This window comes from Stenotrophomonas hibiscicola ATCC 19867 (genome assembly GCF_000382065.1).
In the GTDB taxonomy this organism is placed as follows: Bacteria; Pseudomonadota; Gammaproteobacteria; order Xanthomonadales; family Xanthomonadaceae; genus Stenotrophomonas; species Stenotrophomonas hibiscicola.
The window spans coordinates 89,259-115,951 of the sequence record NZ_KB907503.1 but is presented as its reverse complement, the minus strand read 5'-3'; the positions used below and the strand labels follow the sequence as shown (position 1 = coordinate 115,951).

Below are 26,693 nucleotides of genomic sequence, written 5' to 3'. Positions count from 1 at the left end.
GGCACTCATTTACCAGCGCAGGAAGCGCCGGCCCAAGGCCGAGCCGAGCGCAGCTATCAGCAGCACGGCCAAGCTGTACCACACAGCGACAAATCCGGCGCCATCGTTCACACAGGCGACTGTATAGCCAAGTGCGCCAAGCGCACCGGCGAGAAGGCCGCATAGTGCGCCTGCCAAGGCGGGGCGTGTTGGAATCGCCTGGCGCAGGATGACCAGGGTGATTGCCAATGGCGGCAGTGACGCCAGCACGATGGTGCCTACGCAGCGTGCTACCGACCAATGCGAGGTTCCAAGCAGTGGATATCCAGAGTCGTCCAGTATCACGCCGACAAGCAGGAGCGCAGTTACCGGGATCAGCAGCTCGGCTCCCAAACGGTCGCCGGGTCGACCGGCACGTTGGACCATTACTGCCGCCGTCAGAGCCAACAAGGACATGCAGCCTACCTTGAGGGCGAAGAGCCACGTTCCCACCACGCGCTCCAAGTCGGGCCCCCGGTCAACCGGCTCTTGCCCGCGTTCCTGCTCGTCTGCAGTTACGTGGTGATGCAAGTAGAGGTGAAGCAGCAGCCACCAATCTTCCGACGCCCTAGGCGGCCTATAGCTTCGGACGGAGTGGCAATTCCAACTTCTACCGATTGCACACTGGCGGCCTCAAGGCCGCCAGTGCCTTCAAGTCGGGCGCTTGGCCGTGGCTCAGAGCCCTCGCTCGATCAGTGTCGCTTGCAGGGCGTTGTACTGCGCGACGACCGCTGCTGAATCGTAGATCGCCAACAGTTGCCTCAGCGCCTCCTCCTCGACCGGGCCATGGTAAATGCCCATTTCCTTGAGCCCTGAGAGGGCGGTCAAGAACACTTTGAGCCCAAATCCCTCTTCAGCGACGCCGTCAAAGTACTGATCGAGCATTATGCATGTGGCAAGAAGACGCTGGGCGCCAGGTGGGTGCGTCTGATTGGCCGGAACATCCCAGCTGCGGTCGAGGTGGATACTGTCGATGGCGGCATTTGCGATCACAAGAAGGACAGCACCTGCCTGCTTGATCGCGTCCTGCTCCGATTCATGCCCCGTGGCCAAGCTGTGGGCCCACGCATCCACGATATCAAGCCCATGAAGGATTGCTCGACCATCGGCCGATATCTCCTCGCCGAGCTGCGCCTCCTGCTTTTGGCCGGCAATGCTGTGCACGTTGTGCCGGTCCATTGCGTGGCCCACTTCATGACCGAACAGGGCCGCCAAACCAAGCATCTGCGTGGCCTCGCCCAATCTGTTCCGCGGTACGTCAATAGCGTCGTGGAACGGACGCATCCGTTCACTGTTGCTTATCCAATCGTGAGTCGCAAAAAAATTTCCTACGCGCGCGAGCCGAACGCAAGCGCCACGAGTGATGACGATGCTTGAACAGCCATTGAGGGTACTCACAAAGGCGTTCTCGTCGTAGGAGTTTTCAATCCCCCACACGCCGTGAACCTGTGACGAGCGATAGGCAAAAAAGCTGCGGCAAAGCTGATCGACGATGGCAACGGATGTAGAGAGCACCTCATCCGAGCGCGCCTCTTCAGGAGAAACAAACGTCAAATCCGGAAAGAAGTTGACTAGCTGTGCATAGCTCTCATCAAAACGCTTAAACATTCCGTGTCCACTCCCTTCTGAGTCTATCGAGTGTTGCGTTGCCATGCTTGGTTCAGCATGGTCTGTAGACCCTGTGGGTCCATGCGGACGGTAAGTCATAGCGCAGGCCAGGTCAAAGTAGAACTGTACGAGTCCAGCAGCGCTGAATCGACAGGGGCGAGTACGCAGCCTGCGGCGCGAATAGGAGAATCTTCCCTCTGCCCAAGCCATGAGGAGAGCTGTAAAGTTCGGCGACGGACAGCCGATAACTCGCAATGCGAAAGTAGGCGAAATGGCGCCCCATCGATCCAGATGGGGCTAGAGATGTTGCGGCGGAGGAGTACCCATGGAAGGCAAAGAACTAGTTGCACTCAGCGGTGCGATCATCGCAGCGATCTTGGCTATCGCCAAGCTGATCGCAGACAAGGAATCGCGCACGTCTGATTTCCGGAAGGACTGGATTGGCTCCTTCCGAAGCGCCCTGGCTGAACTCCTGGGCGAAGCCTATGTCATCTCTGGCCGCATCTGGATTCGGGTTCAGCACGCCCAGGTGGATGCGGAACGCTCGGGAAAGTCCGTGGGCGCTCCGCTGTTGGGCAAGGCTGACACTGAAGTGCTCGAGGAACAGCTGACCAGTCACTGGAACACGTTGAGGAAAGCTCATCGTACGGTGCTGCTACATCTGAACTTTGGGGAGACAGCTTGGGGGCTGCCCTACATTACCCAAGACATCTCAGTTGAGCAGAAGGTGGAGGAGAGGTGGAAGCTTCTGATTCGCAACAGCCAGTTCAGTCCGGCGCAGCAGCCAAGTGACATCCATCAGACCAGCCAGAACGGTAGCCCGTCAGGTGCCGCAGCGTTGCTGGTGTCTGAACTGGAAAGGCTGATCGGTGCAATGCTCGGTCCGTACGAGAAAGTCGGTACCAAGGAGCAGTACGCGCTCATCAAGCGGTCTATTGACGATGCAACGCTACTGGGCAACTTGGTGATCAAGCCGGAGTGGAATCGAATCAAGAAAGGCGAGCGGAACTATCGCAGCGCGATGGGCTTTCTGAAATGTTTCGGCGCAATCGGGGTCATCATCTTGTTGATCGTGAGTGTGGGCGAATCCAAGCCCACAGCGCCTGCCGGCGGCTCCACGATCAACGTCAGTGTGAGCGGCGCGCCACAAGCAATCCGCTCGTCATTGTCACCTACGACTAGCTCGCCTACATCTGGGCTGATGGAGTCTAGTCTTGAGGGGGGGCCTTCGCCGCCTTCTTCGCACGGGTCTTCTTCGCAGAAGCCTTCTTGGCCGCCGCAACAGGGGGCGTCCCGCTGGTCTTACCCGGAGCGTTGGTTACCACCTTCCGAGCCGACTTCGACGAGGCCTTAGCTGCTTTCTGCGGGCGAGATTTGCGGGAGGAACTGGGCGGCTTGCCGGCATCGGCGGGCTGCAGAAGGGATTTGAAATCGGCAGAAACATTGCGTGGACCGTCCTCAGGCATGCCAACGGCCAACTTCTTCAGCTCAATGTTCGCTTCCCGGTCGGTGAACTGCTGGTGGAGCTTCTTGATCGAATCAGTGAGGCTCTTTTCAAACTCTTCGTATGCCGGCGGGCATGGGCCATCCAGGAACTCCAGCATCGAGCAGAACCGGGTGGGGAACTCGGTGATCAGCGCCGTGGTGAACTCGTGGATCTGTCGCGGCGTTGGCTTGGGCCTGGCGCTGAGGACATCCTCGGTGACGTGGATTCGTTTTGCCGGCTCAACATCGAGCCAGATTAGCGGATAGGGCGTGCCGTTGAGCACGCCTTTGAGAGCATTGCGTCCGTCGTAGTGAAAGGTGAAGCTGCGGACAGGGAAGGCACCGATTCGGTAGGGATCAAGATCCAAACGTTCGCACTCCATGCTGAGCATGTGCGCAAGTTCCACCGACAACATGAGCTTACGCGACGACGCCGCGGTGCTGACGCGGAAGCCGGTGTCGATCGACTGGCCAATGAAGTCGCGTGTTACCCCAGGCAAGCGTGCCTTGTAGCTGTCGAACAGACTGTCATTTTCCCACTCCAGATCCTCCGTCGGGTCGTTGGAGCGGTCGGCGACATCAGTCTGAGGCGGAGGGTCGTTCTTCGCGCCATCATCGGTCTTGGTCGGCGCGCCGGTGTGCAGGAAAATCTCCCGATTGCGAATCGGGAAGTCAGCGAGCCAGGCCGAGGACTTGACGTCCAAACCGCTCTTATCGAGCAACTGACGCAAATCTTCCAGGACCTGCAGCCAGATGCTCATGCACATCATGGCTTCCGAGGGATGGGCAATCTCTTTGGTAAAGAGGACTTCATCACCCACGGTCTTCCACAGCTCGGGAGCGGCGTCGCCAAAGAGCAGCGGGCGTTCTGCGTCCTGATACCTATCCTTGGCCAAAGACCAGCGGAACGCGAAGTAGCGCTCCGCCATCATGTAGAAGGTGCGTACCAAGCGGAACCATTGTTCAGAGCCTTCGCCAGAGCGCTGCTTGAACGCGGTGGAGCCCACAATGTCTGCGCTCAGGAATAGACGCAGTTTTGGCTCAAGCGACTCGCGAACGTCGCCTTTGCTCAGGCCAGACCTCGGCACTTAGGAAAGGCCGAGAGACTGGGCCCTCACGCTCGCTGCGCTGGGCGAAACCTTGAAGTACTCCGCTACCTTCAGCGTGTCCTTCCCAAGTTCTTGGTAGACCCTGCGGAAGGTATCGCTGGGCATCAGGAATGCAGCAGCGAACCAGTTGGCCTCGATCTCAGGTTGGTCCTTTCCATACCGCTGAGCGCGCAGGTGCGTGATGTTCTTCTTGTTCATCTTGTTCTGCACCAGGTAGTGCAAAACAAAGTGACCTATCTCATGGGCGATGGTGAATCGATCGCGCAGGGGACTCGTGTTGAAGGGGATGTTGATGGTGAACTTGCCGTTCTCGATGCGAATCGAGCCAGAATCCGACTCATCCTCGATGAGTTCGCCGTAGACGATCTTACCGCCGAGCTGATGGACGATTGGCTCAATGGGCTGCCCAGGGGAGAAGCCCAGTTCCTTCACCGCATCGGAGGCAAGCGCAGACACCTCGGCACGGTTCCAGCCCAGTGCTTCAGGTTCTTTCCACATTGTCGTCATGACGGTCCCCATCGTTTGGAAATTGTAGCACCCGGTTTTCATTGCAAGTACAACATGCCCCCATCTCCCAGACTGAGACCGGCTGTGGCAGGTCGCCAGCCATGGCGGTCTACCCCGGCTGGGAAGGGGGGGAGGGCAGCCGGGACGGCTGTAGGACATGAAGCAAGCATGCTATTTACAAGCACAATCGGACGTGAAAGGACCAATGTGAAGGGTCCCGAGCGGGGCGTACAACCTGGCATTCAAGCGCCCCGGGCGGGGCAATCCCCGCGAGCGGCTCGCTCCCCCGACAAGGCCCCTCGGATGCGAGCAAAAGTGTCAATTGCGCAACTTTGAGAATGATCCTCAACTGCAAGTTGCAAGTTGCAAGTTGCAAGGAGCATGGGGATGGGGATGGGGAAGGCACATTGGGCGCATGAGAGGCGCCTGGAGCGACTGGGTGTCGCGCCGCTTGCCACGCAGATGACCCTCCAGCCAAGATCGTCCACACCTCAGTCGGATCGCCGGTCAGCCGCCGCATCGGGATCTGACCTCTAGGTTGCGATGGAGCTTGTTGTATTCATGGTGGCCCTGAAAGCGGCAGTTCCAGAGTTGCTCTGCAACAGCAATTTCAACGTTCCCTTCGCAACAGTGCGGATGGGTAGGGCGGAACAGCGTGGATCGTCGGTGACCGACGAACAATGGTGAGCAAGGAGAGAACCCATGAAGAGAGTGCTGACTGTCGGTATGCAATACACCGGCACCCCGATTGAAGGTGTGGAGTTCGAGCAACTCGGACTTTGCCGATCAGACATCGATGAGGCCAGGGCTGCGTACCCGCTCTATGAGTATGACGTCATCGTTATCAATCCACAGAGCTACAGCCACTTCCTGTTCGGCAAAGAGGGCGTGCACTCTGGCTCAGATCAGGAGCTTCTGGAGCTGAAAGCGGACGACAGAGAGCATGATCTGGACAACGTCTTTGACAGTGTGGACCGCCAGAACGAGCTGGAGGCCGCCATGGCCGTGGGTGCGACCGTGGTCTGGTGCATGGCCGAGCCACGGCGAATGAACTTCTTCGGCTATCGAGAGACGAGCCTGGGGTATCTGGCGCCGGCGATGACAGCCGCGATTCGGCGTGGGGGTCAGATAATCAAGAAGGGAAGGCGAGTGGGTTTCATAGATCCCGATACGCCCTTCGCCTCCTACTTCGGGGACTTGGCCACTCTCGGCGGCTGGAGGATCGCGCTGGAGAACGATCAACCGGGCTTGACTACGATTGCGGCGACGCCGGAGGGTTACCAAATTGGAGCCAGAGTTGAGATCGGTGCAACCACAGGATGGTTGATAACTCCGCCGTTGACGCAGGAAGCGACCAACCGTCTCATCTTGGGCGCTCTGGCCGTGAGCAAGGCGGAGCCAGAAGCCCCCAGGTACCATGGGATATTCCTTAGCCATACCAGTGCCGACAAGCCGTTCGTCAGGAAGCTCAGGCGTGACCTGATGGAAAGAGGCGTGCCAAAGGTCTGGCTGGATGAAGCCGAGATACAAGTGGGTGACTCGCTGATCGCAAAGATTGACGAGGGAATGGTAATGAGCCGATACGTCGGTGTAGTCCTGTCGCAGAAGTCGATCGCTGCGCCTTGGGTCAAGAAAGAGCTTGATGTGGCCATGAACCGCGAGATCAGTAGCGGCGAAGTCGTTGTCCTGCCCATGCTCTTCGAGGATTGCGATATCCCTGCTTTCTTGCAAGGGAAGCTCTACGCCGACTTCTCCAGCGCGGAGAAGTATGAGGAAGGACTGGAGAAGTTGCTGCGGAGGCTGAAGATATGATCAGCAGCTCGGTGGCCGGGGCTCCCTCCTCACAACTCGTAGGTGCAATGGAGGCGCTCTGGCAGCTTCCCGACTCCGCGTGGAAGAATCTGACAGAGACCCCCCTCTACGCACAGCTGGTGGACGCGATTGAGCCCTACTCTGCAGACGCGCGGAGATTCTTCGGTGGCATATCCATGTCCTGTGCGCTGGCCGGCCTTGGTCTGCCGTGTGGGTTGCCTGAATCCAAGAAGCACTTGGCGATGACGGCAAGGGAGGCTGCGGAACGGCTACAGGCCGCGCTGGAAGCAACCTGCTTCACGCGAGTCCATCTGATGCCTCTGGATCTTGCAGACGGCCTTCCAATGGCGTGTTTCGGTAATGCGGTGGTTGGCAGATTGACCAAGGACGAGCTTGCCGAGCTTGTTGACCTTGATCGCATGGAGAGAGTCCATCCAGGGAAGAGCTTTGACCTTGACGAGTTCTCCCAGTTTCAATGGCTGGTCGTGAGGGAACAAGTGTCGATCCGTCGTGGCCCTGAAGGCCGAGAGCTGTTCCGATTCTCGTTCGATCCGAAACAGGACTATGGGCGCATCGAACCTCATCGAGGAAAGTATCCGGAGGCCGTTGAGACGGCACTGTTCTGGCTAGCGCTGGCACCGTGGGAAATTTGGTCAGATGCGCCACACATTGAATGGCGTGGGATGCAGATTCCCTGGTTGTACTCGGTGGACCATGATCTGTTCTCCACCATGAAGCGGCCGCCCAGCTCGGATACCCTCACTTGGGAGGATCGGATCGCCCATGACGCGGAAGGTCGATCGGTCGACATCTCTCAGCCCGTTGCAATGTGGCTGAGAGATGGATCGGCGGACGCTCTTACCGAACATTTCGCGGGCCGCGCCCAGGCGATCGCACAGTTGCCTCAGCTGCAGCTGTTCCAGACACCTGTAGCCCACTTTTTCTGCCGTGCCTTCTTGACTGATGGCATCGACGAATTCATGTCTCATCTTCTTGCCATCGAGGCGGCGCTCGGCCTGCCGTTGGACTACAAGCGTAAGTCCAGCTCGGGCGTCGGCACTCACGATAAGCTTGGGGCGACTGAAAGAGTGTGCGCTCGTTTGGTGGCGCTGCTCGATGAGCAGGCCACCTCCGACTACAGGGAGCTGTTCGAGCTGCGCAGCGAGTTCTTGCACGGTAGATCGATGCAGGCGATCCCGGCCCTTCTGCGAGTTCGGGCCCGTACGCTTGCCAGGCGCGTGGTTGATAGCCTGGTGTTGGCCAACCAGTCCGACCAGGCATTGGTGCGCGATGCCTTCCTGGATGAATTGCTGGATCGGGGTGTGCCTCTGCTACCGGCGAAGAACCAGCGGGCATAGTTCGCAGTTCGGCCAATCCGCACTTGAGGATCGAGAGCTCTAGCTCTCGACTTCAAAGAAGGGTGGCAAACTGGCTCCAGCACAGGTTCTTGCTTCGCGCGATATCGCTAAGTGGCTGGTGCCTCAGGATTGATCCATCCGCCAGCCTCCAAGTGTTGTCGCACCGACGCAAGGTCGCTGAGCCTGCCGCTAGACATGAGCGCCAGCGCTGTTGAACCGTTGAACGCGGGGGCGGCGTTGGGGCGGCGCACCCAAGAATCTGCTTGCTCTGGATCGGAAAAGATCGTGTGCAGCGCACGATAGATGCCGAGCACGTAGCTCACTCTTTCAAGAGTGTCCGGCCAGAGGTCGTCCACATCGCCAGCGTCGATCACCGCGAAGGCGGCGTCCACTGGTTGACCGAGAATCGCCCACTGCTCCAGCTCTGTCAGGGACCAGGCCTCGGCAATCTGAGTGAAGGCTCGCAAGGCAGGTCCTGCAAGCTCGCCATCGGGCGCAGCAATTGGTCTGCTCATGTTCTTCGGCTCTTGGGAAGCAGAACTCCATGCTACCCCCAATTCGAATCGGCGGCTGGCGTTGGAACTCCGACCGAGGACGGGCTGCGGTACCCGCGGCCAGAGTGACAAGCATCTGGCTTAGCCTACTGCTCCAGGAGGGGCCTCAGGATGGCCGCTGCAGGGCCACCGTGCAAAGCAGCAGCAGATCAAAGCGCATCGAAGTTCTTAAAGTTGTCGGGCCTGATCGCAAGCTTGCTGCGGGGGCTCGGGGGCTGAACGGGCTTGTCTTCCCGGACGCGCACCGTTCCCTCGACGGCCTCTCTCAGCCGCTTGTCCGCAATGTCGGCGTACTTGCTGTCCAGCTCGGCCCCGATGAATCGGCGGCCGGCAAGGAGTGAGGCGACGCCCGTGGTCGCAACACCTGCAAACGGATCCAGCACGATGTCTCCGGGCAGCGTCATGGAGTTCACCAGTCTGCTGATCAGCGCGACGGGGAACTGACACGGATGATCCAGCTTCTCAACGTGATTCCACTTGACGTTGGGAATGTCCCAGACGTCGCCAGGATTCTTGCCCAGGGGGTTGCCACTTGGAAGTCCCTTCAGCGGCCCCTTGTTCGCAGTCTTCCCTGGATAAAGCTGAGGGACACGCACCGAGTCCAGATCAAAGGGATAGCTGCCACCCTTGGTGTACCAAAGAATGGTCTCGTGTCTGCCGCTGAACCTGCGCTCGCAATGGTAGCCATGGCCGAACGTCCAGATGATTCGATTGCGTAGGACCGGGGGATCGGCGAGCTTGCGCATCGCATCCATGACAAGGTAGTCAAGTGGCATGACCTGACTGTTGTCGACGTGATAACCCACCTGCCAGCAGATGCTTCCGCCGGGCTTCACCACCCGAAGTATTTCCGGAAGGATCTTGTCGTGGGCGAGAATAAAGTCATCGATGGTGTTCCCCGCCTCATACTCTTTCCCCATGCAATATGGGGGGGAGGTCGCGACCAACGAAACGGATTCGTCAGGCAGGGCTCGGAGCAGGTCAACGCAGTCGCCATTCAGTAGCGCGTAGCTGCCCTCCTTGGCGTCCAAATGGCTCCATGCTGCGGTAGCGCGACGATATGGCATGCTCTGCTCCTAAGATCTGCCAGAATTATAGATCTCCCTGTCTTGGGCGCAAGTTACCCGGTCAAGCCCTTGAGGGACAAGGAGGAGGGTTACGCGGGGGTGAAAAAGTCCTCAGAAACCTCGACACAGAGCACCTCCCACCGACCCATGCCCTCGTCCGATGGAACATGGGGAAGCATTTGGCTTGTGGATAGCTGGGCCATCCTGTTCGAGCCCACATCCCACACTTGAAAGTGGAAGTCATCGGCAAGGCGCTTGGCCGTTTCCCACTCGTTTCGGGTCAGGTAGAGCTTGGCCGGGGAGGTGCTAAAGCCTTTGACCTCTAGGTACATCGGATACCAATGGCCATCCCGCTTTGACCAGGAAAGGATGTCATAGCCGGCGGCGTTGGAGTCCAGGGCAGTCCACTGGATCGGAGGATGCCCGGGGAAAGACTCCAGCCGCCTTTGCTCCCTTTCCAAGCTGAGGCGCTCCGCACGTCTGCCTACGTCCATCTTGGCCTGGTTCAACGTACCGTAGGCCAGGCCTGCCAAGTCGTCCCACCAGCTGATGACCGTCTGATCGGGTGCCGCATCCAGCGCGCCCGCCCTCTCAAAACAGGAGCGCAGATCCGCGCCGGCGTCGCTGAGAAACTCCCGCCCCGATCGGAGCTGCCCCAGCCACGGAGGCAGCTGCTTGGCTGTGAGCAGTATGGCCGCTCGATACAAGCCGGGACTGTCCACCAGGTCAGCAGGCAACAGCTCATGCAGCTGGCACGCGCGATCAAGATCAACCCCTTGCCCCTGATGGCTTGCCGCGGCCAAGCGAACGGTGACCTCCCATGGCTGACCCGGCGCCTGAGCGGCCCGCTTGCGCAGTAGCGCCAGCCCAGATACCACCGAGGGCTTTAGAAAGGAGGCCGCAGCGGCCTCCCGGTTCACACCAGATCCTCGTCAGTTGCCGGAGGGGGATTGCCCTCGAGCTCGGCGATGATGTCATCGATATCCTCGGCGTCGAGCTCATCTGCCAGCGATGCCGGAGCGTTTTCCTCGTCCAGGGCAAGATCATTCAGGTCCGGATCCTCCAGAAGCTTCTCCATCGCTCGGATCTTCTGGCCCAGACGCCGGCTAACGGACACGTCGATCGAGCCGATTCCAGCCGGTAGCCGGTTCTGGATGACGTACACCGTAGTGACGACATCGGCCGGCAGCCCCAGTCGGTGAATTCGGTCGATGGACTGGAGGAAGTGGGTCGCGTTGTAGCTACGATCCACGTAGATTGCATCGTGGCAATGCATGTGCAGGCTGATGCCCTCCGAGGCCGCCGCAGGGTTGGCGATCATCACGCGGCAATTGGGATCATTCTTGAAGCGGGCCAGGTTGCCTTGGCGCGTGCTCAGGTCATCTGCCTCACCCATGCCGATTTCGCCATAGATTAGGGCAGGGTTGTGGTGGGCAAGAACATCGCGCAGCTTGCGGACCGTAGAGGTAAAGATGGTCCAGATCAGCACCTTCTTGCCCTCACTGATCAAGCGTTCGGCCAGATCCACAGCGGCTCGAATTCGCCCATTGAGCGCTTCCGCCTGAACTGCTCGCAGCAACCCATTGGCGTTTTGGCTTGCCAAGTCATCGATCGTCTCTGCGACCAGGGTGGGATCGACAGCTGCCTGCAAAAGCCTTACCACAGAGCGTCGGGCCGCGATGAGGGACTGGGATGTCCGCCCTTTCCGAAGCAAGCTCGCCCTAGACCGTAGGTCATCCTTAAGGACAGAGTAGAACGCGCAGTGGGCATCGGAGAGGGTCGCTTGGACAAACTCACGGCGCCTCTCAGGCAGGCCGAGCTGTGTCTTGGTTGTCCGGACATAGAGTCCATCCATCACCTTTCGAGGCTCAGTGCCTGCGGCCACCTTCCAGCCCAACCCGACACCCGGCCACAGGAAATCCAGCTGAGATTGCATGTCCGAGCTGGACTGAGGCATCGGGGTGCCTGTCAAGATGTCGCGCCTCACAGCAAGGTGGGCCATTCGCAGCAAGCTGGCGCCACGAAGTGAGTTGTAACCGGCCTTCATGCGATGCGATTCGTCGAGGACCAAGTGCACTGGGTGGGTGGCAATGAACTGAGCAAAGGTAGCCTCGACCCGCACCAGCTGATCATAGGAGATGAGGAAGCGACGTCCGCCGCCTTCAAGGGCGGCACGGATACGCACCTCGCCATCAACCAGCGGGATGAATTCCTCCATCAGCTCCTCGTCCGCCGTCGGCAGCAAGCACTCCTCTGCGATGCCCTCCCAGGCGGGAAACGCGTTCTTCGGGGCGGCAACGATCAGGATGTCGCCAGGGCTTCGGGCTAGCAAGTGCAGTGCGAACGTAACGGTCGTCTTGCCTGCGCCAGGGACAGAGAAATTGGCTCCATTACGTATGGACAGCAGCGTTGCGAGATTGTCCAACTGGTAGGGCTTGAGCTTATGCGTCTGGTTGTTCCATCCCAGTGCGGTAAGCCTTGCAGCGAGCTCTTGCGCATCAATGGTAGTGCTTCTGCCGCCCGCCTCCTGGGTGGCGCGGAAGTCCCGCATGAACTGCTGGACTCTCTCCCCGGAGGAGTCGTCGGTGGTGAAGCGAAAGCCGTGTGACTTCTGCAAGGTGTGAAGCGCTCTCAGCAGACTAAGTGCTGCTGGCCAATGGACTTCCAGCTCATCGCCGACACTTCTGCTTCCCGCATCCATTTCCTGCGCAACAGCTTTAAGCCTGGTCCAGGCATCGCTAGGGACCCCGGTGCCTCGACGGAACACGCCGCTTCGGTCGACCGTGTTGTACGAAAGAACGATCGCTGGTTGGCTCAATGGGTGCCCCCGGCGCGATTCTGAAGTCCGATCTCGTTACGGATGCTTTCAATGCGAGCTACGCAGCGATCAAGCAGATCAAGAATTTCAGCATAGGTATCGGTGCCAGCTGAGTTGATGTCGACCTGGGAGAGCTTTCGCTCGGCCGCCTGGACCAACTTGAGCGCGGCCTTGTCTCGGGCCCTGCCTTGCTCAACCGCTGCGAAGGCTACTTCCTCGATGGTACTGATCAGTTGCTTCGCTCTGACCTTATCACCGCGGCCGACCATCAGACTATCGATCAGGGCGTCGTAGCTGACAGGGGCTACGCCATCAGCTCCAACTCCGAAGTCGATCTCCAGCACCTCTTCGGACGCATCCTGAAGTGGGGCGAGGTCAACGTCCAACTCCTTGGCCATGTTGGTCAGGAATATCTCGGGGTTGGATTCAATTGCGTTGATGAGCTTGTAAGCGCTATCACTAATGAAGTCGCGATGCTCAATCACAAAGAAGTCGAACTTGCGCGTGGCTTCCCGAAGCTGCGCGTCGTCCTGCTTGGCATAATTTCGCACTACTACTTGGGCAAATGCCTGCTCGGTATCGTCAAGCTTGCTGAAGTCCTGGGGCTTCTCCAGCCAGGAGGCCAGGTAGAGCTCCGCGGCAGTGACCATTGCGGCAGCCCGGTCCAGCTCGCTCCTGCTACGGTTCGTTTGCCGCTCGATCTCTTCATAGGAGTAGTTCGCATCGAGCATGTCTCGCACCGCACGGCCAAGAGCAGTCCAGTTGTAGGGCAGCTTCGTCTCAGGCTGCATCTGCAATGCAATCTCGAGCTCGCGAATTTCCCTCGGAGTGGCCGACGCTGGTAAGACCATGCAGTTGACGTACTTGAACGGATCCGAGCCCTCAGACCTCTGCCCGCGCAGGTCTCGCATTGCCGCCAATCGGCGGTTTCCATTCACTACAATGCCGGTGGCAGAGATGATCAGGTTTTCCGTCTGTTGGCCGACGCGGCCAAGCTCCTGATGGATGGGCTTGATGGTCTCTCCACTCCCGTCCTTTGACTGCTTCAGCAGGATGGCGTGCTGCGCCAGCTGCGACTCGGGATTCTCAGTGTTGCTTACATCAAACAGGCCGTCCTCTTTCTCCCGCTTGGCGATCAGCGTCAGCTGCTGGTCGCGAGTGCGATAGTTCTCCAGGCGATAGACCGGCAACTCGATCGGAACGGCAATGACAGGAAGCTCCATGCCGGCTCGGAACTTGAACTCTTTCTGGTACTGCCGCTTAGCGATAGCTTCTTCAGTCAGATCCCTGATGAGCTCCGTCCGGGCTTCGGGATCCATTACCTTGAAAATGATGCTCACTGCCTTCCCCTGTCGAGTGTGTGCGTGAATCGATCCCCTTAACGGGGCAGCGCGATTGTTGCACACGTAAACTCTGTCCTTGCTGTAGGGAAATTCCTACATGCGGCACTGGATTTCTAACGCTGTCCCAGGCATATGGCGAACGAGCCGTCCCGGCGATACACTCAATGAGTGCATTCGCAACGGGCTGTCATGGGGGATCCGAGGTGAACGAAGTTCTTGCAGCGGACGCCAGTCCGGAGAAGCGACTATTTATCTCCCTGCTGACCAGGGACATCCCCCTGGTCGCGGCGTTTCTTGATCTTGTAGATAACTCCATCAATGCGGCTGCCGAGCCCTACGCGGCTCGGCTGAAGACGGCGCATGACTATCTGAAGCTCAAAGATGACCCAAAGGTAAAGCCATCGGCTTCAATCTCTTTGGAGATTTCTGATCAGTCTGTTGTCATCGTCGACACTGCAACTGGCATCTCGGCTCAGACCGCCAAGGACCACGTGTTTAAATTTGGACGGGGCGATGAGCCAGCAAGCGTAACAGACCGTTTGTCAGTCTATGGCATCGGCCTTAAGCGGGCGATCTTCAAGCTCGGCAACGTTATCCATATGCGGTCTGATCACGTTGATGGAGGCTTTGACCTGGCCTTGAACGTGTCGGAGTGGTCGAAAGTCAAAGGCAGTGAATGGACCTTCAAGATCACCAAGCGAGATCCGGTTCCTGCAGGCGAGACAGGTACGACCATTACCGTCACTGAGCTGTACGACGAAGTAAAGCGGCGCGTCAATGATGGTGTCTTTGACGGGCAGCTGAGAGATGCCATCTCTCGTACCTACTCCTATTACTTGGGTAAGCTGGTCACCATCAGCCTCAATGATGAGCAGGTGGAAGGCACCAGCATCGATCTCAGCGAGAATCACGCCACCAAACAGGTGAAGATCAATGATGTGACCTGCACAATCTCTGCGGGCTTGGGTGTGCCGGTTGCGGGAAAGTATCGCGAGAAGTCTTCTGGTTGGTTCGTCTTCTGCAATGGCCGAGCTGTCGTTTCGGCTGATAAGACCGCACTGACCGGCTGGGGCGGTGGCGCCATTCCCATCTTCCAGCCTAAGCACCGACCGTTCTTGGGGACGGTCTTCTTTGTCGCCGAGGACCCGGAGAAGCTGCCTTGGACGACGACCAAATCGGGAATCAATGAAGACTCTTCGACTTGGCAGACGGCTAAGCGCGAGATGGCCGCCGTCGGGCGCGAGGTCGTGTCTTATTTGGACTCTCGCTACTCCGATGTCGGAACTGAGGTGGATGCCAACGATCTACAGACCGCCTCCGGTCCGGAACGGGTAAGCGTCTTGGCTGCCGCGGTAGCAAAGCCCAAGGCCTTCAAGACGCCTAAGAGAAAGGTGATCCCAACGGTCAAGATTCAGTACGACGCGCTGATGCCTGAGGTTGAGAAGATCGCTAAGCATCTGAAGAAGCCGGGTATGTCGGGATCAGATGTTGGGCGACATACGTTCAACTACTTCCTGCGCAATGAGGTCGGAGAGACCTGATGCCTCGGCCAACCAAGTCTACTGCGCGATTCATTGCTTACGATCTTAGGCCGGCGAAGCAGTCCGAGCGCGGCCTTCTGGTAGATGTGTTGAAGGTTGCGGGTGACTGCGGCATCCCCATTCGTGACTACAAGTACATTGGCATGGGCGCAAATCGCTTTTACGACTTCCTGATGCTGCACAAGCATCTGGGAGTAAAGGCGATGGTGAGCTTGGAGCATGACGCCCAGATGTACGAGAGGGCGATGTACAACGTGCCCTATCGCTTCATCGAAGTTAGAAATGAATCAGTGCTCGGCTTCTTGCAGAACGTTCGGTCGGCGAGGAGGGAGCTGCTGTGGCTGGACTACGATGGAGGCATTGGCCCTGAGGTGGTGGCCGATATCGCATCTGTTGCTACCAGGGCCAAGCCGGGTCACTTCTGCTTTGTCACGGTTTCCGGTCATCCTCCGCGAGTGATTGAGAGTGCCAGCGCAGCGGATCGTTTGACTCACCTGCAAGAGAATTTGGGTGATTTTTCAGGGGGCGTGAGGGTTGCCGACACCGAGAAGTCCTCTTTTGCCACAGCGGTCCACAAGATACTGGTTGCTGCTTTTAAGAATGCATTCCCTGGTGATGCAGAAAACGAGTTCGTGTTCCTGCTTCAGGTTGAGTACTCCGACTCGATGCCGATGGTGACTGTCGGTGGTGGGCTGCTGCCGGTGGCCAAGGCGAAGAAGGTGCGCAAGGCGCTGAGCTCTTCGTTGCCGTTTCTTCCTCAAGGATCGATGTACAGGATTAGGTCGTTCCATCTCACCGAGCGAGAGCGGGCGCTGTTTGATAGAGCGGTGACCGGGGACGAGGCGTCGCCTGAGCATGAGACGCTCGAGCTGCTCGGTTTCAAGGAGCCTGATCTCCGCGCCTACTCGGAGTTGGTCAGATACCTCCCAAGGTATGTCGAAGCTGCAGTCTAGATGGCTGAGCGTCCTTGCATTAGAGCGCTTGCCTGCTCGGCGGGCTGATCATGTCGCCGGCAGAGTGGTGGTCGGCTATCAGGCCTTGGGTTGGGCTATTCGCTTGAAGCTCGCGTGCATGGGCTTGGATGGCCGTCGCCTCGGCGCGGCCTTGTAAGTGTCCGAAAAACTGGGGTTGAACCGTTCCCCGAAGAAACGCCGTTAGCTCGCCCTTTGCCGAAGACGCTTCATCTTGAGCATAGCCATTGGGCTAACTGTTGGGCCCATCGCGATTGCGCTCAGTTGGTCATCCAGACCCAGCGCTTTGAGAACGCAGACGAGCGTGTAAACGGTCGAGCCCTGCCCACCCTCAAGCTGCACCAGGGCCCTGCGCGAAATTCCAGCTTTGTCGGCGAGTGCTGCTTGAGAAATGTTGGCGGCAAGCCTCTTGGACCTCAATCGCTTTCCTAGAGCTTCGGCAATTTCGTCGGGAGACTGGACTGGACTGACGTTCATATGCGCGTAATTCCGCTCACAAGGAGCCTGGAGCCCTTATAGTGCGCGCAAATGCGCGCAATATCGATGTGAAAGTTTGAATGAGCCGCCGGCTATCGAATCAGGAGCCTACGAGCCAGATGGCTGACAAGCCGAGTTGCTTTTCTGGGTCAAGTTAAGGTAGCGTGAAAGTCGCGAGGGCTGGGTTGTAGTACCAGCAGCGTGCTGGTGCGGTCCATTGCTCGCAGATAGGTGTTTCATGAGTGCCGTTGGACAACTGCAGACTGCAATTCGCACATTGCACAGTGAATCGGTTGGCTGGGACGACCTGGTTTTCAAGGCTGAATGCGACCGAGTTCGCGCTGAGGCGCAGAAAGCCGCCGAAAACGGGACAGAGGAAGAAGTGCAGGAAGCACTTAAGCTGGTGAAGGCCCAAATTGCAGAGCTCGAAGAGCAGCGAAATTAGGCGCACTAGCGGCCAGTAGGGCTGGCATTGTGATGATCTTAGATGGGCTCCGCCGAACCGGCGGAGCCCATTTTCTTGCGCGATCAACAAGATGAAGACCTCCCGCGAAGCGGTGGGTCCCTTCAGCTATCCAGCATGAATCGCGGTGGCGCGGGAGGTGTCAGATTGGCGACATCGATTTGGGGCATCGTTACCCTGATGGCAGTAGCCACACTGGCGATCGACGTTGGACTGTGTCGTCTCTGGTCATGTCGTGGGTGACTGTGAGCCCCATTGCGACACCGAGTCAGGGGCACCGTGTATCTGCCTTCCTGTTACCAGGCATCTAGACCCCGGGGATTCACTAATGCCAGTCGCGGCAATTGTGATCTAGTCGCACTAATCGAGAATCGTGACAGCCCCCACCCACCAGCGCCGCCGCACTGGCGCTGTGATGTGGCGCCCGAAAGGGCCGCTGCCGCCATCGTCTTGGGTCCAGCCCTTCGCCACTCACCGACGCAATCGCGGCAAGCTGCAGCGCCTCAGTCTCTTCGGTATCCGGCAACAGACTGGGCAGGCGCGAGGCCAACAGAGTCTTGCCGCAGCCAGGACTACCGATCAACAATAGATGGTGCCCATCGGCAGCGGCCACTTCCAACGCGCGCCGTGCGTGCGCCTGCCCGCGCACGTCGGCCAGATCCGGCAGCGGCAACGGCGTCGTGTCCACGCGCTCCACGGGCGGCAACAGGCGCGGGTTGCCCAACCCGGCGCAGCATTCCAGCAGCGTGCGCGCCACACGCACATCCGCGTGCTCGGCCAACGCAGCCGCTGCGGCATTCCCTGGCGGCACCACCAGGATGCGCCCGGCTTCAGCGGCCGCGATCGCAGCCGGTAGTGCACCGGCCACCGGCCGCAGCTCGCCGTTCAGCCCCAGCTCGCCAAGGAATTCGTACTGCAGAAGCGACTGCGGATCGACCTGGCCGCTGGCCGCAAGAATGCCCAGGGCAATCGCCAGGTCGTAGCGGCCGCCTTCCTTGGGCAGGTCGGCGGGCGCGAGGTTCAACGTGATTCGCCGCTGCGGGAAGTCGAAGCGCGCGCAGAGCAGGGCGGCACGCACGCGCTCGCGCGATTCGCGCACACTGGTCTCGGCCAAGCCCACGATCTGAGTGACAGGCAGGCCGCCAGAGAGATGCACTTCCACCCGCACCAGCGGGGCATCAACCCCGGCGCGGGCGCGGCTGTGAACCAGCGCCAGACTCATGTGTGGTTTCCTGCAGAGGGGCGCTTGATGGTGCGGCAGGCATTCGGCACGGCGCCATCGGACATTGCGGGTGAAACGGCTAGGGGGATTCTGGTCAGGGGCGATCCTTTGCCCTGACCAGACATCGCTGCGCATCAGAAGTTGCCTCGCTGAAGCAACCCGACCGCGCTTCGATCCACGATGGATGCACCCAACCGGCGGTTGCATAATCAGTGCATGAAGCGGTTCTCATTTCGACTTACGTCTGAGTGGAGAGGACGGGAATGAAGATTGTTGCAGCACAGATGCGATCAGTTCCTGGCGACATCGTTGGCAATATCGAACGGCATGTGCACTTCATTGAACTGGCCGCCTCATGTGGCGGTGCAGCGGTCTTCTTTCCGGAAATGTCGCTGACGGGCTATGAGCCGCGGTTGGCCGAACAGCTGGCAATGACGGCAGACGATGCACGGCTGGAGGTATTCCAATCTCTGAGCGATCGGCACCAGATTCTGGTCGCCGTCGGCGGGCCGTATCGCGGCAAGGATGGGCCGGAGATCGGCATGTTCGTTTTCCGCAGCGGCCAGACACCGGCTGTCTACACCAAGCAGACGCTCCACGCCGACGAACTGCCTTACTTCAAGGCAGGAACCACGCCCCTGTCAGTAACCCTTGGAGAGGAAATTCTGGTCCCCGCCATCTGCTTCGAGTCGCTACAGATGGAAAGTGCATTGCGGGCCAAGGACGCGGGAGCAACGGTTTACGTTGCCAGTGTTGCGAAGAACATGATCGGTATGGAACGCGCTCACCGCCACTACGCAACAGTCGCGCGGGAGCTTGGGATGAACGTGTTGGTATGCAACGGCGTGGGTCATGCCGATGGATTTGAGATGACGGGAGGGTCTGCAGCCTGGGACAACAGTGGTGCGCTCAGATGCAGCGCCGGAACTGAAGACGAGGCATTGGTGGTGTATGACCTCGCAGAACAGATCGGTAGTGCCGTGGCAGTCCAGGCAATGAGCATCGCGGGAGCGCGGGGCAACGCCCGGGAAAATTGACTGGCACGCGACTTCAGCAGCTGGCTTTGTTCGAACAGAATCCGTTCGATCAGATGGTGTCCCTGAGAAACTGTGTCCCTGTCATGTGCACGACGTCGTTCACGCAGCGCTGGTCATCAGGCACCGACCTGTCAAGGCGCCCAAACCGCGCCTCAACCCACGAAGGCCCCGCACTTTCCACCAGCAACCTTCCCCGGCTCTGGTGTAGATCCAGCCAACGCTCGAAGCTGATGCGCAGGCGCTCGATGTCCGGCGCTCGCCAGCGTGCATCGGCAGGCATGCGGATCAGCACGTGCGAGGGCGCATTCTCCACGTTCATCACCACAACGCCCTTGCATCGGATATCGAAGGACGTCACTCCGGCATAGCGCGTGCGCAGTTCAAATCCTTCCTGGGCCTTCGCAGTGACGAAGCCGAGCGCATCGCTGTGCAGCAGCCGGTAATCAGCCGGTTGCAGCTTCTGGTAGGCCCACACCTGATCGCCCGCGGGCTCGGGCCATGCTGCCCATACTGCGCCGATCACCGCGATGCACGCCGCCACAGCGGCAAGACCGTACCGCTTCATTCGTCACCCCGCACATAGGTAGAAGGGCATGCGTTGCTGGCGGGGCGCTCAGTCCCTTGGCCGAACTCGCTCGTGGATGAAAGCGGTAAGTGCCAGGTCGGCCATCACCAGCCCCTCCATCACCCGGTCGCCCACGTACTGCTCGGGCTCGCCGTTCTGGCGCGTGCGTTCTGCGGCCAGCAGGATTTCCTGCACGATGCGCTGGCCGGTGAGCGCGCAGTCGGCGTCGGACAACTGCATCTGTCGGCTGCGCAGGTGATGCCGCTCGGGCCAGGGCTGTCCGTCGGCCGCAGCGCCCGCGCCGATGGCGTGCAGGATGGCGATGAGGCTGTTGGGGTCCAGGGCCGGGGCGGCCGAGGGCGCTTCCTGGATGGGGCGCGGGGGAGGGGAGTGCGGTGTGGTCATGGCTGGCTCCGTGCATGCAGGCGGAAGCCGCCACCGATAAAGGTGGCGGGCAGAGCGTGGCTCGAAAACCGGGCTACTAGGAAGAAACCGGCGGGCACGAGGCCCCCACGCCCCGCCCGCCATAGCCGGCAGACGGAATGCCAGCCGGCACCACGCAAGGTGATGCCGGCTGGCAAGTGCAAACAACATCCTAATAGCTCGGGTTTTCGAGGCCCGGCCACCCGTTTTCGGTGGCGATACCAGAGTTGCCTGACGTAGTTGGGAATGCCAAGGGGTAGGGGTCAATGCCGCCAAAACCCGAGACGCTTTTGGCATTGTCGCATAGCACCGGAAGCGGCGAGAGCCTTGGCGTGCTTGGCGCAGCGGCACTTCTGGAACGGAGTCGTCAGAAACTTCCGTCAGAGATGTAAAGCGCGGCAAATGCGACAGCACTCGCCCATCGGGCATGCGTGATCGCTCATGCAACCGAACCGCTGCGACACCGGCTGGATGGTTTAAATGACTTCCTGCCTATTGAACCTACCGAGTGCCGCGCGCAATCTGACTACCGCTGTAGTCACGCGGGGCTGCCCTGCCCGCAGCAGGACGGTCTTGTAGCGTTTGAACGGATTTCACCCACTGGCGCAGGCCAATACAAGGATCACTGTACGTGTTACGCCGCAATCGACTTCTTCTGTCTGCGGGCCTGGTCCCGCTTCCGTGGTTCCTGTTCTGGACCAGCGTTGCCGCCCTGTTCGCGCCGGGCTACAACCCGCTTGCACAGCACGCCAGCGAACTGCTGCAGGCACCAACGCTTGCAAGCATCTGCGCCAGGATTGCCCCCATCGGCTGCGGCGTGGGCTTCGTGGCGTTTGCCATCGGGGTATGGCGGGAGTCCGGCCGCCGGATTGCCGTAGGCGCGATCTGCTGGATGATCTTTGGCATCTCCATGCTGACCAACGGTCTCTGGCCCATGGGCCATCCGATGCACGGCTTCTACACCATCGGTATCGCAAACATCATTGCACCGGCGATGTCGCACATCGAACTGAGCGCGTGGTCTGCCAACCGAAGGGCGTACGCCGTGACTGCTACGGTGAGCGTCGCGGGGATTGTCTATCTCTGGTTGAACGTGGTGGGAGCGGACCCGGAAGGGTTCAGGGGGCTGACCCAGCGCGTGTTCTCGTCTATCAACTCGCTGTGGCCGTTCCTGGTTGCGCTGTACCTGCTGCGAAGGGGTTCAAGCGCGCTGAAGGCGGAGCCTGCGCATTGATGGATAGGCATGCAGTTGCATGGATGGCTGTTGAGCACGTGGCTTTGAGATGGGGATGAAGATCTTTCGCCGTCAGCTGATCTACGTTCGAGTGCACCAGTACCACTTCATTGCGCGCGTGGTTGGTGGAGACAGGACCATCCGTCGTCAGTGTCATGCCCTTGGCAATCGCGCGGGCCCGATCAAGGACTTTTCGAGTATCCGGCCCCTGCTCAAGGCGATCTTCTCGGAACTCCTGCCTGGGTTCTCTCTCGTCAAGCCGTGGGGGATTCTGCACTTTGATCCGGTTGAGTACCCGGTCACGAAGGAAGAACTGGCCGGGTTCCAGAAGGCTGCCATGGGAAGTGGTGTGAGCTTCTGTTTTCTCTCCACGTGGGAGAAGCGGCATGAAGACAAGGATCTGTTGGAGATGTTCAAGTAGTGCCGGCCCGATACTTCGTTCCAGGTCAGGAAAATTTGTGGTTGGGTCTGTTCGAGGCACTGCGAGAGTCCGCTCTTGGCCGGGAGCGGACATCGTTCGACGATCTGCTGCGTTGATCCTCCGTCGGCCAAAGCACGTGTCTCTCCTTTCCTCAATTGATGATCTCCCCACTCCCCGAAGCAACAAACGCCTTCAACTGCCGGACGAACTCCGCGTCATACACCTCCCACTCCACAATCTCCCCAACCACCCGCAACGGCTGCGCACTGCGATACGACCGCGTCGGGTTCCCCGGAAACTTCTTGTTGGTCACATTCGGGTCGTCTTCAAACGGTCCAGTCGGCTCCACCACATACACACGCGGCCGACCCTCGCCGCGGGCCATCTCCGCAGCCAGCCCGGCGCCCTTGGCAATCGTGGTGAAGTAGATGTGGTTCATCACCACGCTGTCGCGATAGTTGGAGCGGAAGCCCGCGCTCAGCAACTCGCCCACCGCGAGGTCAGCGCGGGTGCCGTGATAGAACGGCCCGTCGACCTGGTCGCAGGTGTCATGCGAAACGGGTGTCCAATCGGTGTCCTGCGCCATCGCTGCTGCCCCTCTCTGTGCTGCCGGATCGACAGGCCGGCGAGTCTAGGGCGCCCGGTGGGCCTTGCTGCAAGGCCCCATCCGGGAAATAATCTGTAAACGGGAGGCGCAGTGCGCCTCCTTTTTTCATTCTGCGGCGCCGCGCCCTTCCAGCTCGCGCACGGCCGTTTCCAGCGCATCCAGCTTTTCGCGGGTCTTCAGCAGCACGGCGCGCTGCACTTCGAACTCCTCGCGGGTGACCAGGTCCAGCTTGGCCAGACCCGCCTGCAACGCGCTCTTGAAGGTGGCCTGCAGTTCCTCGCGCGATTCGCGCAGGCCCGGTGGCACCAGGTCGCTCAAGCGACGGGCAAGGTCATCCAGTTGGTTCAGGTCGATCATGGGAGTACTCCGTGGTGCGGGCGGGCCGTGCAGGCCACAAGGATACTGCTGGGCCGGTCGCCCGCACAGGCATGGGCTGTTTCGCACCGGGCCACGTTCAGGCGCTATCCTCCACGCCGGAAGACAGGAGATAGACGATGAAGATGGTCATGGCGGTGATCAAGCCGTTCAAGCTCGACGACGTCCGCGAAGCGCTGGCCGAGCGTGGGGTCACCGGCATCACGGTGACGGAAGTGAAGGGCTTTGGTCGCCAGAAGGGCCACACCGAGCTGTACCGTGGCGCGGAGTATGTGGTCGATTTCCTGCCGAAGGTGAAGCTGGAAGTGGCGGTGACCGATGACCAGGTGGAGGCCGTGGTTGAGGCCATCGTGAAGGCCGCCGGCACCGGCAAGATCGGTGACGGCAAGGTGTTCGTGTACGACCTGGGCAGCGTGGTGCGTATCCGTACCGGCGAACTGGACGCGGACGCGTTGTAACCCGCTCGGCGGGATGTTGTAGAGCCGAGCCTATGCTCGGCTGCATTTCGCGCGATGCAGGAACAGCAGCCGAGCGCGGGCTCGGCTCTACAAAGAGCGGTAAAGCGGTCGAGCGAGCTCGACCCCTACCGGCGCTTGGCCCACTTGTAGAACCGCTTCCAGCCCTGGCGCACGGCAGCGACCCAGCCGGGGTCGGCCACCAGTGCGGCCTGCGCGGCACTCGGGGCCTGGCCGGTCATGCGCTGGCGGATCTTCAGCAGGTTCTTCATGTCGCTGCGGCGCATCTGCCGGCTGAGCGGGTTGCGGCGCAGCCAGCGCGGGGCGCGCCAGGCGGAGGTGAAGTCCAGCAGCACCGGCACGCCGCCGCTGACCACCACGTTGGTGCCATGCAGGTCGTTGTGGGTGATGCCGGCGGCATGCAAACGGCTGAGCGCGTGCTGCAGCTGCTCGAACACTTCATTGCCCACGGCCTGCGCGGTGCTCAGGGTCTGGCCGGGAATGAACTCCATGCCCAGTGCCAGGCCACCCAGGGTGCCAAGCAGCGCGGGGGCATGCTTCCAGCCGCCCAGGCGCTGCAGCATGCGGGCCTCACGGCGCACCATCAGCCGCGCGATCAGTGAAACGGGGGTGCCGCGGTAGCGGGAGTAGTCCTTGATGACCGCCTCGCGCCCGTCCAGGCAGGTGCGATAGACGTCGGGGGCCAGGAAGCGTTCGCCGCGCTTGAGCAGCAGCGGGGAGGCGGCGTCATTGCCGCAGGAGGAGGGGGGGAGAGCAGGAAGATACATGTCGGGGTCTCGGACGACCCGGTGGGTGGCGCAAAGCGTCAAGCGAACCGGTGTTACAGGGAGTTACTAAGTTTTCGTTAATTTTAGTACTCGCCAGTTCGCTATTCCACGATTTGTCGGAGAAATGTCGGGGCCGTGGCTGGAACAGTTCGTCACGCAGAATCGGACAATTCCGTCTCACTTATAAGGGTTGCCCTTCTGGATCAATGAGTTGGGCGCGATTCCAGCCCAGTCATCGGCGCCGCGCTGAACGCCACGCACGTCCGGCTTGACCCCGGCGCACGCCCTGCCGACCATAAGCTGTTAACCCGCGACATCGGCGGCCGCCCCCTCCGGCACGTCCCCGTCCCCTGCCGCGTTCCCAATCGGTGCTGGCCGCCAGGCCGTGCATCGCCCCGTTTCCCATTCCGGCTGCGGCTGGAGGAAAGTGTTTTGATCATCAAAATCGTCATTGCAGCGCTGTTCGTCGCCTGCGTGCTGTACATCCACTTCCGTGGCAAGGTTCGCGCGCGCTGGTCGCGCCAGCTGCTGGACCACTCCAGTTTCATGGCCCCGATCAACGTGGTCATGTACATGTTCTCGAAGGTGCCGACTACGCCGTTCCTGGACCCGGCCAAGGAGTTCCCGCAGCTGGAGCCGCTGCGCCAGAACTGGCAGATGATCCGCGACGAGGCGCTGGCGCTGCGCGATGCGCAGAAGATCGCCGCCTCCAGCACGTTCAACGATGCCGGCTTCAATTCGTTCTTCCGTCGTGGCTGGAAGCGCTTCTACCTGAAGTGGTATGGCCCGTCGCACCCGTCGGCGAAGGCGATGTGCCCGAAGACCACCGCGCTGCTGGAGTCGCTGCCGGACGTGCGTGCGGCGATGTTCGCGCAGCTGCCGTCGGGCAGCGAACTGCGCCCGCACCGCGATCCGTTCGCCGGTTCGCTGCGCCTGCACCTGGGCCTGGCCACGCCGAACAACGACGGCTGCTACATCGAAGTGGACGGCATCAAGAAGAGCTGGCGCGATGGCGAGTGGATGATGTTCGACGAGACCTACATCCACCACGCGCACAACGAGACGCCCGATGACCGCGTGATCCTGTTCTGCGACATCGCCCGCCCGCTGCGCTTCGGCCTGCCGAGCCTGTTCAATCGTGCGGTGGCGGCCACGCTGCTGGCCGGCGGTGCCTCGCCGAACCTGCCGGGTGACCCGACCGGTGGCGTCAACAAGGCGTTTGGCAGTGTCTACAAGGTGCGCCTGAAGGCCAAGGCACTGCGCGAGCGCAGCGTGGTGGCCTACCAGCTGATCAAGTGGGGCCTGGTGGTGGCGGTGATTGCGGGTATCTGGGCGCTGTGACTGTAGAGCCGAGCCTATGCTCGGCTTGATTTATCGCAACCTGTCCGAACAGCAGCCGAGCATGGCTCGGCTCTACAGAAAGCAAAAACCCGCGCTGTCGCCAGCGCGGGTTTCTGTTTGGATCAACCCTTCAATGCCGCCTGCACGAACGGCGGAGTCACCAGCACGCCGGTGTGCAGCGCGGCGGTGTAGTACAGCGTGTTGAAGGTCTTGGCGGCCGAGTCGGCCTGGCGGAAGTCGAAGCTGCTGTCGCCCTTGCGCGCCATGGTCACGCTCCACCAGCCGGTGGGGTAGCACGGCTGCGGGAACGGCAGGGTCTTGAACGAACCGAAGCCGGCCTTGCCCATCTCGGTGCGCATTTCGTTGATCAGCTCCAGCTGCATCAGCGGCGACTCGGACTGCTGCACCAGAATGCCGTCGTCCTTCAGGGCCTTGAAGCAGCTCTCGTAGAAGGCCTTGTTGAACAGGCCTTCACCCGGGCCGACCGGGTCGGTCGAGTCCACGATCACCACGTCCACGCTGCCGGCCGGGCAGTTGGCCATGTAGGCCACGCCGTCGTCGAACAGCAGCTCGGCGCGGGCGTCGTCATTGGAGTCGCACAGTTCCGGGAAGTGCTTGCGCGCCATCACGGTGACCTGCTCGTCGATATCGCACTGGGTCACGCTCTCCACGCCGGTGTGCTTGAGCACTTCGCGCAGGGTGCCGCAGTCGCCGCCACCGATGATCACCACGCGCTTGGGCGCGGCGTGGGTGAACAGCACCGGGTGGCTGATCATCTCGTGGTAGAAGAAGTTGTCCTTGCTGGTCAGCATGATGGCCCCGTCGATGGTCATCAGGTTGCCCCAGTCGGTGGTCTGGAAGATCTCGATCTTCTGGAACGGCGACTGCACCTCGTCCAGCTTGCCGGTGATGCGGTAGCCGATGGCCGAGCCGGTGCGCTCGAAGTGTTCGATGTACCAGTTGTTGCTGTCAGTCATTGGAAAACAGTCCTGTTCGGAGGGGTGGAGCCGGGCTGGCGGGCGGGGCCGCGTGGCACAGATGCCACATCCGGACGGATCGGCCCGTTCAGGTTGAAACCTGTCACGGGCGCGGGC

The 26,693-nt window shown here is 60.4% G+C and carries 26 protein-coding genes and 1 pseudogene; 10 read left to right on the top strand and 17 right to left on the bottom strand.

Features of this window, described 5'->3' with window-relative positions:
• Nucleotides 1-9 precede the first annotated feature (9 nt).
• From G370_RS01000000120920 to G370_RS0116415, 4 genes are all read right to left on the bottom strand, one after another.
• Nucleotides 10-483, bottom strand: a complete 474-nt coding sequence (locus G370_RS01000000120920) for an NrsF family protein (RefSeq protein ID WP_019661572.1) — start codon at nt 481-483, stop codon at nt 10-12.
• A 210-nt stretch (nt 484-693) separates the two neighbouring features.
• Nucleotides 694-1,626 (bottom strand): M48 family metalloprotease, encoded by a 933-nt coding sequence (locus G370_RS0116425; RefSeq protein WP_019661571.1) that lies wholly within the window; start codon nt 1,624-1,626, stop codon nt 694-696.
• A gap of 1,208 nt (nt 1,627-2,834) precedes the next feature.
• Complete coding sequence (locus G370_RS0116420) at nt 2,835-4,118, bottom strand: hypothetical protein (RefSeq protein ID WP_154081356.1); 1,284 nt, start codon at nt 4,116-4,118, stop codon at nt 2,835-2,837.
• An 81-nt stretch (nt 4,119-4,199) separates the two neighbouring features.
• Complete coding sequence (locus tag G370_RS0116415; RefSeq protein ID WP_026347207.1) at nt 4,200-4,727, bottom strand: ImmA/IrrE family metallo-endopeptidase; 528 nt, start codon at nt 4,725-4,727, stop codon at nt 4,200-4,202.
• Nucleotides 4,728-5,429: 702 nt separating this feature from the next.
• Between G370_RS0116415 and G370_RS0116410 the strand changes: the two genes are divergently transcribed.
• Both G370_RS0116410 and G370_RS0116405 read left to right on the top strand, forming a co-directional pair.
• A complete protein-coding gene (locus G370_RS0116410) occupies nt 5,430-6,539 on the top strand; it encodes a toll/interleukin-1 receptor domain-containing protein (RefSeq protein WP_019661568.1) in 1,110 nt (369 codons plus the stop codon).
• Between the two features lie 47 nt (nt 6,540-6,586).
• Nucleotides 6,587-7,897, top strand: coding sequence for a hypothetical protein (locus G370_RS0116405; RefSeq protein ID WP_032955482.1), 1,311 nt, complete (start codon nt 6,587-6,589; stop codon nt 7,895-7,897).
• Between the two features lie 107 nt (nt 7,898-8,004).
• Here G370_RS0116405 and G370_RS0116400 read toward each other — a convergent pair whose 3' ends face one another.
• The 5 genes from G370_RS0116400 to G370_RS0116380 form a co-directional block, all read right to left on the bottom strand.
• Nucleotides 8,005-8,412, bottom strand: a complete 408-nt coding sequence (locus tag G370_RS0116400) for an MbcA/ParS/Xre antitoxin family protein (protein ID WP_026347205.1) — start codon at nt 8,410-8,412, stop codon at nt 8,005-8,007.
• A gap of 188 nt (nt 8,413-8,600) precedes the next feature.
• Complete coding sequence (locus G370_RS0116395; RefSeq protein ID WP_134709225.1) at nt 8,601-9,518, bottom strand: DNA-methyltransferase; 918 nt, start codon at nt 9,516-9,518, stop codon at nt 8,601-8,603.
• An 89-nt stretch (nt 9,519-9,607) separates the two neighbouring features.
• On the bottom strand, nt 9,608-10,438 hold the full coding sequence (locus G370_RS0116390; RefSeq protein WP_019661564.1) for a protein NO VEIN domain-containing protein: 831 nt from the start codon (nt 10,436-10,438) through the stop codon (nt 9,608-9,610).
• The gene (locus G370_RS01000000120915) at nt 10,435-12,336 is read right to left on the bottom strand and encodes a DEAD/DEAH box helicase (RefSeq protein ID WP_049444014.1); all 1,902 of its coding nucleotides are present in this window, start codon (nt 12,334-12,336) and stop codon (nt 10,435-10,437) included. The genes G370_RS0116390 and G370_RS01000000120915 overlap by 4 nt, the downstream gene beginning before the upstream one ends.
• The gene (locus tag G370_RS0116380) at nt 12,333-13,676 is read right to left on the bottom strand and encodes a hypothetical protein (protein WP_019661562.1); all 1,344 of its coding nucleotides are present in this window, start codon (nt 13,674-13,676) and stop codon (nt 12,333-12,335) included. Before G370_RS0116380 ends, G370_RS01000000120915 begins: the two co-directional genes overlap by 4 nt.
• A gap of 206 nt (nt 13,677-13,882) precedes the next feature.
• Between G370_RS0116380 and G370_RS0116375 the strand changes: the two genes are divergently transcribed.
• Entirely contained in the window at nt 13,883-15,220 is a 1,338-nt protein-coding gene (locus tag G370_RS0116375) for an ATP-binding protein (protein ID WP_019661561.1), read from the top strand.
• The gene (locus tag G370_RS1000000121955; protein ID WP_019661560.1) at nt 15,220-16,173 is read left to right on the top strand and encodes an O-methyltransferase; all 954 of its coding nucleotides are present in this window, start codon (nt 15,220-15,222) and stop codon (nt 16,171-16,173) included. The genes G370_RS0116375 and G370_RS1000000121955 overlap by 1 nt, the downstream gene beginning before the upstream one ends.
• A gap of 201 nt (nt 16,174-16,374) precedes the next feature.
• On the opposite strand, the gene G370_RS0116365 is transcribed toward G370_RS1000000121955, so the two are convergent.
• The gene (locus G370_RS0116365; protein WP_019661559.1) at nt 16,375-16,668 is read right to left on the bottom strand and encodes a helix-turn-helix domain-containing protein; all 294 of its coding nucleotides are present in this window, start codon (nt 16,666-16,668) and stop codon (nt 16,375-16,377) included.
• A 238-nt stretch (nt 16,669-16,906) separates the two neighbouring features.
• Here G370_RS0116365 and G370_RS1000000121685 point away from each other — a divergent pair, with 238 nt between their 5' ends.
• A complete protein-coding gene (locus tag G370_RS1000000121685; protein WP_152682135.1) occupies nt 16,907-17,113 on the top strand; it encodes a hypothetical protein in 207 nt (68 codons plus the stop codon).
• Nucleotides 17,114-17,510: 397 nt separating this feature from the next.
• On the opposite strand, the pseudogene G370_RS01000000120910 reads toward G370_RS1000000121685, so the two are convergent.
• Nucleotides 17,511-18,353, bottom strand: a pseudogene (locus G370_RS01000000120910) (magnesium chelatase domain-containing protein); the annotation flags it as partial.
• A 263-nt stretch (nt 18,354-18,616) separates the two neighbouring features.
• Here G370_RS01000000120910 and G370_RS0116350 point away from each other — a divergent pair.
• Entirely contained in the window at nt 18,617-19,390 is a 774-nt protein-coding gene (locus G370_RS0116350; RefSeq protein ID WP_026347204.1) for a carbon-nitrogen hydrolase family protein, read from the top strand.
• Between the two features lie 49 nt (nt 19,391-19,439).
• Here the strand turns inward: G370_RS0116350 and G370_RS0116345 are convergent, their stop codons facing one another.
• Together G370_RS0116345 and G370_RS0116340 are read right to left on the bottom strand one after the other, a co-directional pair.
• The gene (locus G370_RS0116345; RefSeq protein WP_019661555.1) at nt 19,440-19,955 is read right to left on the bottom strand and encodes a hypothetical protein; all 516 of its coding nucleotides are present in this window, start codon (nt 19,953-19,955) and stop codon (nt 19,440-19,442) included.
• A gap of 48 nt (nt 19,956-20,003) precedes the next feature.
• Entirely contained in the window at nt 20,004-20,360 is a 357-nt protein-coding gene (locus G370_RS0116340; RefSeq protein WP_019661554.1) for a hypothetical protein, read from the bottom strand.
• A gap of 649 nt (nt 20,361-21,009) precedes the next feature.
• Between G370_RS0116340 and G370_RS0116335 the strand changes: the two genes are divergently transcribed.
• Nucleotides 21,010-21,612 carry a DUF998 domain-containing protein gene (locus G370_RS0116335; protein ID WP_019661553.1) on the top strand — a complete coding sequence of 201 codons (603 nt, stop codon included), beginning with the start codon at nt 21,010-21,012 and terminating at the stop codon, nt 21,610-21,612.
• Between the two features lie 55 nt (nt 21,613-21,667).
• Entirely contained in the window at nt 21,668-22,033 is a 366-nt protein-coding gene (locus G370_RS0116330) for a hypothetical protein (protein ID WP_026347203.1), read from the top strand.
• Nucleotides 22,034-22,184: 151 nt separating this feature from the next.
• Here G370_RS0116330 and arr read toward each other — a convergent pair whose 3' ends face one another.
• Complete coding sequence (gene arr, locus G370_RS0116325) at nt 22,185-22,619, bottom strand: NAD(+)--rifampin ADP-ribosyltransferase (protein WP_019661551.1); 435 nt, start codon at nt 22,617-22,619, stop codon at nt 22,185-22,187.
• Nucleotides 22,620-22,745: 126 nt separating this feature from the next.
• Nucleotides 22,746-22,997: a ubiquinone biosynthesis accessory factor UbiK gene (gene ubiK, locus G370_RS0116320; protein ID WP_019661550.1), complete on the bottom strand. Its 252-nt coding sequence runs from the start codon at nt 22,995-22,997 to the stop codon at nt 22,746-22,748.
• 137 nt (nt 22,998-23,134) lie between these two features.
• On the opposite strand from ubiK, the gene G370_RS0116315 reads away from it, so the two are divergent.
• Nucleotides 23,135-23,473, top strand: a complete 339-nt coding sequence (locus G370_RS0116315) for a P-II family nitrogen regulator (RefSeq protein ID WP_005411374.1) — start codon at nt 23,135-23,137, stop codon at nt 23,471-23,473.
• Nucleotides 23,474-23,598: 125 nt separating this feature from the next.
• On the opposite strand, the gene G370_RS0116310 is transcribed toward G370_RS0116315, so the two are convergent.
• Nucleotides 23,599-24,258, bottom strand: coding sequence for an RIO1 family regulatory kinase/ATPase domain-containing protein (locus tag G370_RS0116310; protein ID WP_019661549.1), 660 nt, complete (start codon nt 24,256-24,258; stop codon nt 23,599-23,601).
• A 435-nt stretch (nt 24,259-24,693) separates the two neighbouring features.
• Here G370_RS0116310 and G370_RS0116305 point away from each other — a divergent pair, with 435 nt between their 5' ends.
• A complete protein-coding gene (locus G370_RS0116305) occupies nt 24,694-25,599 on the top strand; it encodes an aspartyl/asparaginyl beta-hydroxylase domain-containing protein (RefSeq protein ID WP_026347202.1) in 906 nt (301 codons plus the stop codon).
• Between the two features lie 122 nt (nt 25,600-25,721).
• Here the strand turns inward: G370_RS0116305 and speE are convergent, their stop codons facing one another.
• Nucleotides 25,722-26,576: a polyamine aminopropyltransferase gene (gene speE / locus G370_RS0116300; protein WP_010482074.1), complete on the bottom strand. Its 855-nt coding sequence runs from the start codon at nt 26,574-26,576 to the stop codon at nt 25,722-25,724.
• Between the last annotated feature and the right edge of the window lie 117 nt (nt 26,577-26,693).